General features: G+C 71.5%; 16 protein-coding genes. 5 read left to right on the top strand and 11 right to left on the bottom strand.

Translation table 11 applies throughout. The features are described from left to right. Nucleotides 1-58 precede the first annotated feature (58 nt). From IQ210_RS19510 to IQ210_RS47915, 4 genes are read right to left on the bottom strand one after another with little or no spacing between them, the layout of a single operon-like run. Complete coding sequence (locus tag IQ210_RS19510; RefSeq protein ID WP_194080314.1) at nucleotides 59-592, bottom strand: DUF3618 domain-containing protein; 534 nt, start codon at nucleotides 590-592, stop codon at nucleotides 59-61. After that, nucleotides 589-999: a phage holin family protein gene (locus IQ210_RS19505; RefSeq protein ID WP_194080313.1), complete on the bottom strand. Its 411-nt coding sequence runs from the start codon at nucleotides 997-999 to the stop codon at nucleotides 589-591. Before IQ210_RS19505 ends, IQ210_RS19510 begins: the two co-directional genes overlap by 4 nt. Before the next feature lie 52 nt (nucleotides 1,000-1,051). Continuing rightward, nucleotides 1,052-1,723: a hypothetical protein gene (locus tag IQ210_RS19500; RefSeq protein WP_194080312.1), complete on the bottom strand. Its 672-nt coding sequence runs from the start codon at nucleotides 1,721-1,723 to the stop codon at nucleotides 1,052-1,054. After that, nucleotides 1,720-1,848, bottom strand: a complete 129-nt coding sequence (locus IQ210_RS47915; RefSeq protein ID WP_256783600.1) for a hypothetical protein — start codon at nucleotides 1,846-1,848, stop codon at nucleotides 1,720-1,722. The genes IQ210_RS19500 and IQ210_RS47915 overlap by 4 nt, the downstream gene beginning before the upstream one ends. A 166-nt stretch (nucleotides 1,849-2,014) precedes the next feature. Between IQ210_RS47915 and dapA the strand changes: the two genes are divergently transcribed. Further along, a complete protein-coding gene (dapA, locus tag IQ210_RS19495) occupies nucleotides 2,015-2,911 on the top strand; it encodes a 4-hydroxy-tetrahydrodipicolinate synthase (RefSeq protein WP_194080311.1) in 897 nt (298 codons plus the stop codon). 1 nt (nucleotide 2,912) lies between these two features. Here the strand turns inward: dapA and IQ210_RS19490 are convergent, their stop codons facing one another. Then, on the bottom strand, nucleotides 2,913-4,130 hold the full coding sequence (locus IQ210_RS19490; protein ID WP_194080310.1) for a WD40 repeat domain-containing protein: 1,218 nt from the start codon (nucleotides 4,128-4,130) through the stop codon (nucleotides 2,913-2,915). Beyond that, nucleotides 4,127-4,675, bottom strand: coding sequence for a SigE family RNA polymerase sigma factor (locus IQ210_RS19485; RefSeq protein ID WP_194080466.1), 549 nt, complete (start codon nucleotides 4,673-4,675; stop codon nucleotides 4,127-4,129). The genes IQ210_RS19490 and IQ210_RS19485 overlap by 4 nt, the downstream gene beginning before the upstream one ends. 164 nt (nucleotides 4,676-4,839) lie before the next feature. On the opposite strand from IQ210_RS19485, the gene IQ210_RS19480 reads away from it, so the two are divergent. Then, nucleotides 4,840-5,334, top strand: a complete 495-nt coding sequence (locus IQ210_RS19480) for a hypothetical protein (protein WP_194080309.1) — start codon at nucleotides 4,840-4,842, stop codon at nucleotides 5,332-5,334. Nucleotides 5,335-5,417: 83 nt separating this feature from the next. Further along, nucleotides 5,418-6,296 carry a DUF4231 domain-containing protein gene (locus IQ210_RS19475; protein WP_194080308.1) on the top strand — a complete coding sequence of 293 codons (879 nt, stop codon included), beginning with the start codon at nucleotides 5,418-5,420 and terminating at the stop codon, nucleotides 6,294-6,296. Nucleotides 6,297-6,360: 64 nt separating this feature from the next. Here IQ210_RS19475 and dapD read toward each other — a convergent pair whose 3' ends face one another. Beyond that, the gene (dapD, locus tag IQ210_RS19470; protein WP_194080307.1) at nucleotides 6,361-7,350 is read right to left on the bottom strand and encodes a 2,3,4,5-tetrahydropyridine-2,6-dicarboxylate N-succinyltransferase; all 990 of its coding nucleotides are present in this window, start codon (nucleotides 7,348-7,350) and stop codon (nucleotides 6,361-6,363) included. 642 nt (nucleotides 7,351-7,992) lie between these two features. Continuing rightward, complete coding sequence (locus IQ210_RS19465; RefSeq protein WP_194080306.1) at nucleotides 7,993-9,270, bottom strand: MFS transporter; 1,278 nt, start codon at nucleotides 9,268-9,270, stop codon at nucleotides 7,993-7,995. A gap of 142 nt (nucleotides 9,271-9,412) precedes the next feature. Here IQ210_RS19465 and IQ210_RS19460 point away from each other — a divergent pair, with 142 nt between their 5' ends. Continuing rightward, on the top strand, nucleotides 9,413-10,300 hold the full coding sequence (locus IQ210_RS19460; RefSeq protein WP_194080305.1) for a winged helix-turn-helix transcriptional regulator: 888 nt from the start codon (nucleotides 9,413-9,415) through the stop codon (nucleotides 10,298-10,300). Here IQ210_RS19460 and IQ210_RS19455 read toward each other — a convergent pair. The 3 genes from IQ210_RS19455 to IQ210_RS19445 form a co-directional block, all read right to left on the bottom strand. Further along, complete coding sequence (locus tag IQ210_RS19455) at nucleotides 10,275-10,826, bottom strand: TetR/AcrR family transcriptional regulator (protein ID WP_194080304.1); 552 nt, start codon at nucleotides 10,824-10,826, stop codon at nucleotides 10,275-10,277. The genes IQ210_RS19460 and IQ210_RS19455 overlap by 26 nt on opposite strands. Continuing rightward, nucleotides 10,826-11,146: a DMT family transporter gene (locus IQ210_RS19450; RefSeq protein ID WP_194080303.1), complete on the bottom strand. Its 321-nt coding sequence runs from the start codon at nucleotides 11,144-11,146 to the stop codon at nucleotides 10,826-10,828. Before IQ210_RS19450 ends, IQ210_RS19455 begins: the two co-directional genes overlap by 1 nt. A gap of 64 nt (nucleotides 11,147-11,210) precedes the next feature. Next, nucleotides 11,211-12,248 (bottom strand): sulfotransferase family protein, encoded by a 1,038-nt coding sequence (locus IQ210_RS19445; RefSeq protein WP_194080302.1) that lies wholly within the window; start codon nucleotides 12,246-12,248, stop codon nucleotides 11,211-11,213. A gap of 232 nt (nucleotides 12,249-12,480) precedes the next feature. Here IQ210_RS19445 and IQ210_RS19440 point away from each other — a divergent pair, with 232 nt between their 5' ends. Then, complete coding sequence (locus tag IQ210_RS19440; RefSeq protein ID WP_194080301.1) at nucleotides 12,481-13,296, top strand: AbfB domain-containing protein; 816 nt, start codon at nucleotides 12,481-12,483, stop codon at nucleotides 13,294-13,296. Nucleotides 13,297-13,298: the final 2 nt, after the last annotated feature.

Below are 13,298 nucleotides of genomic sequence, written 5' to 3'. Positions count from 1 at the left end.
TCGAATGCCGGATGCGTGTACCGACGACCCTCCAACCTCAACCGCGATTCAGGTCAAGTCACCTCTTGGGGTACCGCCACGACACCACGACCACCGCGGCGAGGGCCGCGCTGATGACGAGCGCGGGCCGCGGATGCCGGATCGCCGCCCGGACGACGGGCCGGGCGGGCTGCGGAACGCTGTGTTCGACGCGGTGTTGCAGGTCGTGCCCGGTCTTCGCGGCCCTGCCCTGCACCTGATGACCGGTCCTGGTCGTCCGGTCCTGGACCTTGTGGCTCGCCTGCATGGCCTTGTCGTGCATGGCGTGACCGGCTTGGGTCGCCCGGTCGTGCATGGTGTGGCCGGCGTGCGTGGCCCTGTCGTGGGCCGTGTGGCCGGCCTGCGCCGCGGTGCTGCGCAGCTGCACGGTCATCGCGCCCGCCTTGTCCCTCAGGTCGGCCGCCCGAGCCCGCGCTCGGCCCTTCACGTCCATCTTTCCTGCCAACTCCTCCACTGTGTCGCCGAGTTGGCTGCGGGTCCGCTCGATCTGCTCGCGCAGCTCCTCGGGGCCCTTGGCCCCGCCGCCCACACCCGGCGTCGTCCTGTCCGTCATCGATGCGCCCTTTCCCTGATCTCCTCGACATCGGCCCTGACGCTGCCGAAGGCCTCCTCGGGCGTGGGGGGTGCGGCGCGGCGGAGCTGGGCGCGGCCGCGTGCGGCCAGCAGGGCGGCGGCCAGGAACAGCACGGCCGTCACGATGAGCGCCGCGGCCCAGACGGGCAGCGTCAGCGAGAGGGCGGCGGCGGCCGTGGCGGCGAGGGCGAGCAGGCCGGCGTAGGCGACCGCGCCGGCGGCGCCGATCATTCCGCCGCCGCGCCCGGCCCGCCGCCCCTTCTCGGCGAGCTCCTCCTTGGCGAGGGCCACTTCCTGCCGTACGAGCTGGGAGAGCTGCTCGGTGGCCTGGCCGACGAGTTCGCCCACGGAGTGCTGGGCTTGCCGGGGCTCCTGGGTCTGGGTCACGGTGTCCGCCTCCTCTCGGTTCGGACCGTCCGAGTACCCGGACCCGCCCCCGCTACCCCTGTGAACCCGCCTCAGGGCCCCGTTCCCCCAGCCTCGCGAGCTGGGTCTGGAACCAGTCGAGGCGTGCCTGCAACAGGGCGGCCTCCGCGGCGAGTTCGGAGACGCCGAGGTCCGCCGGTGCCGTGCTCCCGCTGCCCGCCACCACCCGCAGCCCCTCCCCCGCCAGCCGTGCGAAGGAGGCGAGCGAGACGGACGTACGACCCCGAAGGCAGGCCGCACAGGACGGGGCGAGGCCGCGCCAGCCGGGTCGGCCCCAGCCGGCGTCGGCGAGAGCGGAGGCGGTCGTACCGCAGGCGCAGGGGCCGACGGTCGCGGTGCGGACGCGCTGGCGGGCGTAGCGGTAGCCGAGTTCGAAGCGGAGGTAGCGGCCGAGGACGGAGACCTCCAGCAGGACGGCCGTGCGGTGCTCGGCGGTGCAGAGCAGCGCCTCGGCGGTCGTACGGTCGTGGACGCAGTGGAAGCCGCAGTCGCAGCGGCGGTGCGGTGCCCGGTGCCGCAGGCCGTAGACGCAGGACGCGTCGGCCAGGACCCCGTACGGCAGCGCGCCGCCCAGCGACACCCCGGTGAACCCGGCCCGGGTGCCGTCGTGGGACAGCACCGGGTGGGCGATCTTGTATCCGGTCGGCGGCTCCGTCGGGCGTTCCTCCGGAAGCCGGAGCCTCATCGGGCGGCCGGTACCTCTTCGGGCGCCTTCAGTTCCTCGATCTCCTCGGGGAGTTCCAGCGCGGGTTCCTCCACGCGGTCCCGCTCTTCCGCGACTCCGGTGGCGAGTGCCTTGCCGAGCTTCATGACGCCTCCCATGACCAGGGGTCGATGACCGTCCTGGCCATGGTGACCCATGAGGGGCCGATTTGGACATAGGGCCTGCCCCGGACCCCATTTCTCAGCATTGCTTACCAATACATCGTAGAAGAATTAAGTGGAGCTTCACGATGACTGTGCCGAGACTACTCCCATGACGTACTCCGGCTCCCCCGCCCCGCTCTTCGGCCGCGCCCTCTGCGCGATGATCACGCCCTTCACCGAGGGCGGTGCCCTCGATCTGGCCGGGGCGCAGCGGCTCGCCGAGAAGCTGGTGGCGGAGGGCTGCGACGGCCTGGTCCTGTCCGGCACCACGGGCGAGTCGCCGACCACGTCGGACGCCGAGAAGGCGGACCTCGTCCGGGCGGTCCGGGAGGCGGTCGGCAGCGGGGCGTCGATCCTCAGCGGCATCGGCACCTTCGACACCCGGCACACCGTCGAACTCGCCCTGGAGGCCGAAAAGGCGGGCGCGGACGGGGTGTTGCTGGTCAGCCCGTACTACAGCAAGCCCCCGCAGGACGCGTTGGAGGCGCACTTCCGTCAGGTCGCGGACTCCTCGGGCCTGCCGATCGCCCTCTACGACATCCCCGGCCGCACCGGTACCCGTATCGAGCCCGACACCCTGATCCGGCTCGCCGAGCACCCGAGGATCGTCGCGGTCAAGGACTGCTCCTACGACTTCCTCGGCGCCCAGAAGGTCATCGCCCGCACGGAGTTGGCGTACTACGCGGGCTGCGACGAGCACAACCTCGCCCTGTACGCGGTGGGCGGGGCGGGGTACATCAGTACGGTGGCGAACGTCGCCCCGGCCCAACTCCGCGCTGTCCTGGACGCGTTCGACGCGGGCGACACGGCGAAGGCGGCCCGTCTCCAGCAACAGGCCACTCCTCTCATCGAGTTGATGATGTCGGCGGGCCTGCCCGGCACGGTCACGGCGAAGGCCCTGCTGAACGAGCTGGGCCTGCCCGCGGGCCCGGTCCGCGCACCGCTGCTGCCCGCCGGCCGGGAGGCGGTCGACGGGCTGCTGGCGGCGTACCGGGAGCTCGGCTGAGTCAGCGCTCCGCGAACACCGGCTCCCATGCCAGGCGTTGGGGACCGTCGTCCGGATCGCGCTCGCCGCTCAGGGGGACGATCTTGTCGCTGCCGATCGTGACGAGGACGAGGCGGTCCTTGTAGCCGGCGTTCTTGAGGGGCGTGGTGCGCTCCCAGGCGATGAGGCGGTGGTCGTCGACCCAGGCGAGGAGCTGACCGCCGCGGACCTTGGTGATCTCCTTGCCGGTGAGAGGGTTCCGGATCGAGGAGTAGGACTTGCCGGGGAGCTTCTTGCCCATGTTGACCTCTTTGGTCAGACCGAGGGCGGCCAGCTCACCGTTCGGGGAGATCCGGGCCGGGACGTCCCAGCGCAGGTACTTCTCCTTCGCGGGCGCGGTGATCTTCTTGCCGGAGAGGTCGTAGAACTCCTCCATGCCGTCCTGGCCACCGACGATCCGCGCGTACACCGCCTTGTCGTCGCCGGTGAAGGCGAAGTCCGCGCGGCTCGGGACGTCACGGCCGGACTTGATCTGCCACCAGGCTCCGTTGCCGTCCTCCACGTCGAGGATCATGTATCCGTTGCGGGACGTGGGCCGGCCCGCCATCCAGCCGTTCACGCCGCCGTCGGCGTTCTTGACCTCGAACATCCGGTCCGGGTTCTCGTCGTACGTCGTGACGACCAGCTTGGTCCCGTCGCGGGAGAACGACAGCCCGCCGATCCCCATCCTGATCTCGTACCACTTCCTGACCTTCCCCGTCGTGAGGTCGAGCAGCCCGACCCGGGAAGCGGGCAGGGTCCGTTCGAGGACGGCGGCGGTCTTGGCGCCCGGCGCGACGGCGACGTAGGACCATCGGGTGTCCTTCTTGTACCGCCCGGTGCTGGGGTCGAGGAGCCGGTAGGTCCGTTCGGCGACCCCCTCGCCCTTGCCGCTCTTCCTGGTCTTCGTCGTGTAGTAGGCGGCGACCACGGTCCGCCCGGCCGAGATCGCCGTCACCGGCAGCGACTGTCCCCCGGTCACCTCGCTCGGGCGTACGTCGTCCCGGCCGCCGGAGACCAGCTGCGGCACCGCCACCGAGACGGCGACCACGGCCGCGGTGGCCGCCGCTACGGAGGCGAACCTGCGGGTACGACGCCGGCGGCGCACCGCCAGCACCCGGTCGGCGAACCCCGGCGCCGCCGGCTCCTGCTCACCGGCCAGGTCCCGCAGGGAGTCCCGTACGAGTTCCTCGACGTTCACGGTCGTACCTCCACGGGTGCGTAGTCACGGGACGGCCGGCTCGGGGCGTTCAGAGCGGCCAGTTCGGGGGCGAGGGTGCGCAGTCGGGCGAGCGAGCGGTGGGTGGTGGACCGTACGGTGCCCACCGAGCAGCCCAGGATGCGGGCCACGTCCGCCTCCGGGAGGTCCTCGAAGTAGCGCAGCACGAGCACGGTGCGCTGCCGGGCGGTGAGCCGGGCGAGCGCGCCCCGCATCACCAGGCGCACCTCGGCGGCCGACGAGTCGTCGCCCGCGGTACGGCCCTCCGGCGGCTCGGCGACGCTGAGCTCGCGTCTGGGCCACTTCAGCCGCCAGCGGCTGATCTGCTGCCGGTAGAGGATCTGCCGTACGTACGCCTCGGGCTCGTCGATGCGGTGCCAGCGGCCGGCCGCCTTGATCAGCGCGTTCTGCAGCAGGTCCTCGGCGGTGTGCCGGTCGCCGCCGCTGAGCAGCACGGCCGTCTTCAGCAGCGCGGACGACCGGTGCTCCACGAACTCCCGGAAACTGTCCTGCGCCTCGGCATCCATCGTCACCTTCTCTTCCCCGGGGCGGTTCCCCGGGGCCCGTCCCCGGAACGGACCCGGTGTCCGTCCCCTCCGCCCCTTGTGACGCGCGCGGCCGCGTCCCGCTATGCCTGCCGCGCACGGGAATTTCAGCGACCGCTCTCCCCTCCCTGCCGTACGGTGATCCGGTGAGCCGCCCTCTGCTCTTCCTCGACGTCGACGGCCCCCTGAACCCGTACGCGGCGCAGCCGGAGCGCCGACCCGAGGGTTACACGACGATCCGGGTGGCCCTGCACCCGGGCCGCCCGCTGCGCGTGTGGCTCAACCCGTCCCACGGCCCGGCCCTCCTCACGCTCCCCTACGACCTGTGCTGGGCGACGACGTGGATGGACGCGGCCAACCGCTGGATCGCCCCGGTCGTCGGCCTCCCCGAGCTGCCCTACGTCGACTTCGGCGACCGTCTCCTCGCCCACCGCCCGGACGGGGTGCACTGGAAGACGGAGGCGATCGTGGCGTACGCCGAGGGCCGGCCCTTCGCCTGGGTGGACGACGAACAGAGCCCGGCGGACGAGGCGTTCGTCGCCGAGCACCACCCCGGCCCCGCCCTGCTGCACCACGTCGACCCCCGAATCGGCCTGCGCGAGCGGGACTTCGCGATGTTGCGGAACGCTACGCTGAGCTGATCGCGCATCCGGCACAGAGCGGGAACCACTTGATGCTGCCTCAGAGTCCTCCCGGTCCTCCCGAAGGGGCCGATCTTCCCGGGGTGTTCGAGTCGGCGGACGCGATATCCGGGGAGGGGCAGCGGGATTACCTCAAGTGGACCCGTGGCCGCCTTCAACTCGCTTTGGCCGCAGCCCTGTTCGGCGGCATCGCGGCCGCCGTCGACCGGCACGGCGCGGTGGAGAAGACGGCGGCGGCCCTCGCCCTGACCGCCTTCATCGCCGCCCTGCTCACCGAGGTCCATCTGCTCCGGGACAAACCCGAGGAACGCTGGTACAACGGCCGGGCGCTCGCCGAGTCCGTGAAGACACTGGCGTGGCGCTACATGGCGGGCGCGGAGCCGTTCCCGCCGTCCCTCGGGGACGACGACGCCCGCGAGGTGATGCTGACCCGCATCCACGACCTGACGACCGAGGCGAACCTCCCCGGCCTCACGTTCGGCCAGGTCCAGGTCACCGACCGGATGCGGGAGGTCAGGGCCCTGGACTTCGCGGGCCGGAAGTCCGCCTATCTGCGGCTGCGGGTGGCGGACCAGGAGTCCTGGTACGAGAACAAGGCCAGGTTCAACAAACGGAACTCCGGCAGATGGCGGACCATCCTGATCGTCTTCGAGGTCCTCGGCGTGGCCGCCAGCACCGTCAGCCTGCTGGACATCGCGGACGTCGACGCGGGCGGCGTGGTGGCCGCCGCCGTCGCCGCGGCGGGGGCGTGGCTGGAGGTCAAGCAGTACGACAACCTCGCCTCCGCCTACTCCCTCACGGCCACGGAACTCGGCTTCGTCCGCATGACCGGCGAGAACGTCACGACCGAGGCGGACTGGTCGCGCTACGTCGTCTCGGCGGAGCAGGCGATCAGCAGGGAGCACACGATGTGGCTGGCGCGGCGGCTGGGGATGCGGGCGGTGCGGATGAATGCGGAGTGAGCAGGGAGCGAGCCGCCCTCCCGGAGGGGGCCCACCGGGAGGGCGTGGGTGTGGCGCCGGCTGATCAGTTGTGGCTGTGCAGGATCTCGTTCAGACCGCCCCACACCGCGTTGTTCGGGCGGGCCTCGACCGTGCCGGTGACCGAGTTGCGGCGGAAGAGGATGTTGGAGGCGCCGGAGAGCTCGCGGGCCTTGACGATCTGACCGTCGGGCATGGTGACGCGGGTGCCGGCGGTGACGTACAGCCCGGCCTCGACCACGCACTCGTCGCCGAGCGCGATGCCGACGCCGGCCTCGGCGCCGACGAGGCAGCGCTCGCCGATGGAGATGATGACGCTGCCGCCGCCGGAGAGGGTGCCCATGGTGGAGGCGCCGCCACCGATGTCGGAACCGTCGCCGACGACGACGCCGGCGGAGATACGGCCCTCGACCATGGAGGTGCCGAGGGTGCCGGCGTTGAAGTTGACGAAGCCCTCGTGCATGACGGTGGTGCCCTCGGCGAGGTGCGCGCCGAGGCGGACGCGGTCGGCGTCGGCGATGCGGACGCCCTTGGGGGCGACGTAGTCGGTCATGCGCGGGAACTTGTCGACGGACGTGACCTGAAGATGGAGCCCCTCGGCGCGGGCGTTGAGCCGCACCTTCTCGACGTCGTCGACGGCGACGGGGCCGAGGGAGGTCCAGGCGACGTTGGCGAGGAAGCCGAACATGCCCTCGAGGCTCTGGCCGTGCGGCTTGACGAGCCGGTGGCTGAGGAGGTGGAGGCGCAGGTAGACGTCGTGGGCGTCGATGGGCTTGGCGTCGAGCGAGGAGATGACCGTACGAACCGCGACGACTTCGACCCCACGCCGCGCATCCGTCCCGACCGCCTTGGCGGCACCGGCACCGAGCGCCTCGACGGCCTGCTCGGCGGACAGCCGCGCGGTACCGGAGGGCCCGGCCTCCTCCGTCAGCTCGGGCGCGGGGAACCAGGTGTCGAGAACAGTGCCATCGGCGGCGATGGTGGCAAGCCCGGCGGCGACAGCGCCGGTGGTACGGGAAACGTTCGTGTCGGTCATGAGGGCAACCTAACCGCCGGGGGCCCACAGAGGCTAACCAGCGGGGGGCGCGTCTCAGGTGGCGGGCCGCGTGGGCCAGGGTCGCGTCTCAGGTGACGGGCCACACGGGGTTCCGTCGTGGGTGGGGTCGCGTCTCGGGTGACGGGCCGCCCGAGGGTTTCGTCGTGGGTCGGGGCCGCGCCGGGGGGTGTCCGTCCTCGGAACGGCGCGGAATCGGTCCTTCATAAGGGGCACCCGTGTTGACGCGCCAACCGCTGCGGGCGGACACCCCCCGACACGTCCCCTCACCGCCGTACGCGACTGCGGGTAGACCCCGGGCCAAGGGCGTGCCATCCACGGCTACGGGCAAGCTCCGGGCCAGGCGAGCGCCGTACGCGGCTGCGGGTAAGCCCCAGGCCAAGGGCGCGCCGTACGCAGCTGCGGGTAACGCCCCGCGGGCCAGGGGCGCGGGGAACTGCGCGACCAGCCACAACGCACCCGCATCCGCACACCCATCCAGCCCGTCCGGCGTTCGAGAACGAGCCAACACCCCTCAACACCACCCCACACCCCTCAGCCCGCCCGCCATTCAAGGACGACGCAGCACCCCTCAACACCGCCCCCCACCCCTCAGCCCGTCCGGCGTTTGAGGACAAGGCCCTTTCAGGGCCGGCGGGGGTCTGGGGGCGGAGCCCCCAGGTGTGGCGGGGTCGAAGGGGCGGCAGCCCCTGGGGATGGGAACGGGTAGGGGCGGCGGGGGCGAGGAAACACGTCGGTCAGAAGCACCGCCACCCCAGCCCCCACCCCCAACCCCGCACAAACCGGCCACACCACCCCCGGAGCCACGGCATACATCCCCCCACCCAACGGCGCAGCCAACACCACCCCACTGATCGACGCCCCGGCGTACAACGACTGAAACCGCCCCACCATCTGGTCCGGCGCCTGATCAGCTACATAAGCCGTAGCCGTCGTCTTGTACAGCGCCTCCCCCAAGGTCAGCAGCGCCATCATCACGACCGCGGCACCCACCCCGGCCCCCACCAACAACACCCCGTACCCCGCCCCCACCAACACCAGCCCCACCCCGACCACCCGCAACGGCGACCGCTTCCGCAGCACCACCGCGACCGGCACCTCCAGACACAGCAGAATCCCCCCGTTGACGGCGAGCAACGTCCCGTACACCCGCGCGTCCATCCCGTGATCCGCGAGGAAGACAGGAAACGTCGAGTACTGCTGCCGGTAGACGACGTCGATGACCACGATCGCCGGCAGCAACACCAGCACAGCCGGCCGCGCCCGCAACGCCCCCCAAACACCCCCACCCTCCCCACCCTGCCCACCCTGCCCACTCCGGCCGCGCCGCCGCGTCACACCCCGCCCCACCGACACCACCCGCCCCGTCCACCACGCCAACCCCACACTCCCCACCCCCTCCCCCACATACAGCCAGTCGTACGAGAACCTCGTCGCGACCAGCGCCCCCAGCACCGGCCCCACCGTGAACCCCCCGTTAGCAGCCGCCCGCACCACCGCGAACGCCTGCCGCCGCACCCCCTCCGGCACGATGACCGCGACCAACGCCGCCTGCGCGGCCCGCTGCACCCCGGACGCGTACTGCGCCAACGGCAGCGCCACGTACAGCACCGGCGTCGACAACAACGGCACCGCCCCCAGCAGCACCCCCGACACCACGGCCGCGCACAACAGCACCCGCCGATGCCCGAACCGGTCCCCGTACCAGCCCCCGGTGAAGTTCCCCGCGACGAGCCCCGCACCTCCGACCCCGACGAGCACCCCGGCCGCCCCCGCCCCCAGCTCCCGCGGACCGGTCGCGTACAGGAACACGAACGCGAACCCGACACTCACGACCATGTTCACGAACGTCCCGCAGGCCAACAGCCAGACCGCCCGCGGCACCTCTCGCAGCGCTCGCACCGCGCCCCCCTAGTAAGTTCCTTTTGGGAACCGACTATGTCAACATGACAGCCTCGGGTCAACGCAGCGAAAAGACCGCAGCGACAAAAGGCCGCAGCCACACCGCCGCGCAGGACTCCGACGATCGAAGGGACGGGACGCCATGGCCCGCAGGACGAGCCTGGAGGACTCCACCTGTGCCATCGCACAGGCCCTGGACGTCGTGGGCGACTGGTGGACCCTGCTGATCGTCCGCGACACCGCCCGCGGAGTGCACCGCTTCGACGAGCTCCAACGCGAACTGGGCATGTCCAGAAAGGTGTTGACCGAGCGTCTGCATCTCCTCGTGGACGCCGACGTCCTCACCCGGGTGCCCTACCAGGAGCGGCCCGTCCGGTACGAGTACCGGCTCACGCCCCGCGGCCACGCCCTGCTGCCCGTCCTCGTCGCCCTCCAGGACTGGGGCGACGCCTGGGTCCTCGGCGACGGCGGTACGACGGCCACCGCGACCGAGGCCTCGACGGAGGCCCGGCGGGTCCACGAGCTCGTCGGCACCCGCCTCCCTGAGCTCCAACTCCTCGACGACCACGGCGAGTTGCGCGATCCGGTCGCGGACGGCACCCCGTTCACCGTCCTGTACGGCTTCCCGGGCGCCTACGCCCGCGCCGACTCCTATCCGCCCGGCTGGTCGGACATCCCCGGCACCCCGGGCTGCACCCTGGAGTCCTGCACTTACCGCGACCGCCGCCCCGACTTCACCGCGGCGGGCGCCACGGTCCACGGCGTCTCCACCCAACGCCCGGACGAACAAAGGGCGTTCGCGGAGAAGGAGAACCTGGGTTTCCGTCTCCTCTCCGACGCCGACCTGTCCCTCATCGCCGCGCTGCGCCTGCCGACGTTCCGTGCGGCGGGCGTGAGCAGGCTCAAGCGGCTCACGCTCGTGATCGACCGGGAGCGGGTGGTGCGGGACGTGCAGTATCCGGTGACGGACATCGCCGGGAGCGTGGCGGCGGCGCTGGCGACGGTCAGGCGCCTGAGCGGGGCGGAATGATCCGCGCCAGCACCTCCCGCGCATACGCCTCGTCGTACACCCCGTCCGTCAGCAGCACCTGAAGGCAGATCCCGTCCATCAACGCGACCAGCGCCCGCGCCGTGACCGGATCGGTGTGCCGGGCCACCAGGTCGACGAGCCGCTCGGTCCACTCGGCGGCGACCGGGCGCAGGGCGGGGCGGCGCAGGGCGGCGAGGTAGAGCTCGTACTCCAGCTCCACACCGGTACGGTCACCGGCGAGCCACTCCCCTATCCAGCCGGCGAGCTCCGCGGCCAGGTCGGCGCGCGGGTCCTCGAGGCCGCCGCGCGCCGCGATCACCTTCGCGAAGCCCTCGTTCGCCTGCCGCAGGGCCGCGACCATCAGCTCGTCGAGGGTCTTGAAGTGGTACGTCGTCGAACCGAGCGGCACATCGGCCTCCGCGGCGACCGTGCGATGACTCAGCCCGGCCAGCCCCTTCTCGCCGACGACCCGGATCGCCGCGTCGATGATCCGCTGCCGGCGCTCGGGATCGTAGCGCCGGGCCATCAGTGCGCACCACCCAGGTTCAGCACGACCACCCCGACGATGATCAGCGCGATCCCGGCGGCCTTGGCGGCCGTCATCCCCTCCCCCAGGAACACCATCCCGATGGCGGCGATGGAGGCGGTACCGACACCGGCCCAGATCGCGTACGCGGTGCCGACCGCGACCGTCCGCAGGGTCTGCGCGAGCAGCGCGAACGAGACCACGTAGCCGAGCACGGTGAGCAGCGAGGGCAGCAGTCGGCTGAACCCCTCGCTGTACTTCATCGCGGTCGTCGCGCCCACCTCGGCCGCGATGGCCCCGGCCAGCAGTACATATCCCATGTGTACGAGTGTACACATGGTGCGTACGAGCGTACACAACGGCAGGGGACGTACGTCTCCCGCGTCACACTCTGAACTCCGAGGTGGTGACCGGACGGGCCGCCGAGACGGGGCCCGGTTCGCGCACCCGTGCCACGCGGTCGAGCAGGCGCCGCTTGGCGTGGGCGGCGCGGCGCAGGGCGGAGACCCTGCGGTAGCGGAACAGTTCGGCGGGGTCGGGCGGGACGGCTCCGCTGAGTTCGTAGCCGTTGCGGAGCAGACGTTCGCCCAACGCCGCCTCGCACAGCCATATCTGATCGGGCGTCAGGCGCTGCTGCCAGCTGCCCGCGCGGGAGGTGTCGAGTGCGCCGTGGGTGCGGCTGTGCCAGGTCTTGCGGGCGGGGACGGCCTTGCTCGCGAGGCGGCGCGGCTCGGCCATGCGGGGGTCGTACTCCTCGCCCAAGTAGCCGCAGAGTCGGCGCAGTTGCGGCTCGGGGTCGGCGACCAGGTCCTCGAAGCGGAGTTCGTGCCAGCTGTCGGGGCCGAGGCGCCGGGCGTGTCTGCGGGTGGTGTCCATGACCTGGGCCCAGGTGGCGACGGCCTCGTGGAAGCCGCGGTGCCACCAGGGCATGCCCAGCAGGGAGGCGACGCAGTCGCGACCGTCGCGGACGAGGTGCACGAACTGGGCGTCGGGGAAGAGGCGCAGGATCTCCTCGACATGTAGGGCGTAGGCGGGCCGCTTGTCGCCCCAGCGGACCTTGCCGTGGCGCTCGGCGTACGCCTTGAGCGTGATGCCCAGCGCGGAGCCCAGGGTGGGCGGCCCGTCCGCGATCCGCTCGGCCACCGTCTGCGCGTCCAGGCCGAGTTCGTGGAAGCGGGTCTCCTTCCGTCCGGTGATCCACTGGGCGAGCCCGGCACGGTTGCCGGCGTCCCGGAGGTCGCCGAAGCGGAGTCGCTTCTCGTAGGCGGGCAGCACGAAGCGGGTCTCCGGGGGCAGGGCGATGCGGGGGTGCGCGTGCAGCATGAGTTGCAACAGGGTGGTCCCGGAGCGGGGGCAGCCGAGCACGAAGACGGGGCGTACGCCGGCCGGTGTGAAAGGAGCGGAAGGTACTGAGGTAGCCACGCTCGCCACGCTGCCGAGCGGGGATGAGGCGGGCCTGGGAGGGCGCTGAGAAAGGGATGTGGAAGCGGCCGCGAAGGCGATGTGAACGATCCGTGGAGAACGATATGGAAACCGCTCGCTGAAAGGGCTGCTGCGAAGGAAGCGGTTCCACTACTGTGCCGTTTGCTTCACCATTCACATACCCCCCATCACAGCCGCGGCCTTGCCATGGGCTCCGCCGGAGGAACCGCGCATGCCAGAAAACCAGTCCCGTCCTCCCCAGCCCTGGGAGAACGGGTGGGCCCCCGACACGTCCCGGCCGCCCGGGACCCGGCGTCTCTATCTCGCGGGCGCGCTGGCGGTGGCCACGATCGTCGCCTGCGTGACGGCGATAGCCTGGACGGACAAGGGACCTGAGACCCTGTCACAGCCGTCGCCCTCGGGCACCGGGACGCTGCCCGGCCTGATCTCGTTCGGCACGCCGTCCCAGCCGGAGGTGACGCCACCGAAGGGGAAGAGCGGCCTCACCACCGACGAGGCCACGACCTCGACCCCGCGCCAACAGGGCTCCGCCTCCCCGTCCCCGGCCGCGCACCCCACGACCAAGCCCCCGTCCTCGCACCCGAGTTCATCGGCCCCGAGGCCGACGACCACCTGGCGCTCCGTCCGCTCGGTCAACTACCCCGACCGCTACTGGCACGTGAGCGGCGGCTACGTGAAACTCGACCCCGTAGGCGGCTCGGAGTCCCGCGAGGACTCCACCTTCAAACTGGTCAAGGGCCTGTCCGACAGCTCCTGTTACTCCTTCGCCACCGCCGACGGCCAGTACCTCCGCCACCGCAACTTCATCCTGGTCGCGAACCGCAACGACGGCTCCCCCCTGTTCCACCAGGACGCAACCTTCTGCCCCCACGCCTCCTCCGTCCCCGGCGCGATCATGCTGGAATCGGTCAACTACCCCGGCCGCTTCCTCCGCCACCAGAACTTCCAACTAAAACTGGACCCCTACCAGTACAACGACCTGTACCGCCAGGACTCGGCGTTCCGCCTGGTGGCCGGGTTGGCCTGAGC

Origin of the sequence: Streptomyces justiciae (assembly GCF_015163075.1) — a bacterium.
Lineage (GTDB): Bacteria > Actinomycetota > Actinomycetes > Streptomycetales > Streptomycetaceae > Streptomyces > Streptomyces justiciae.
Note: the sequence above shows the minus strand (reverse complement) of the source record. Positions and strands in the feature narration are given on the sequence as shown.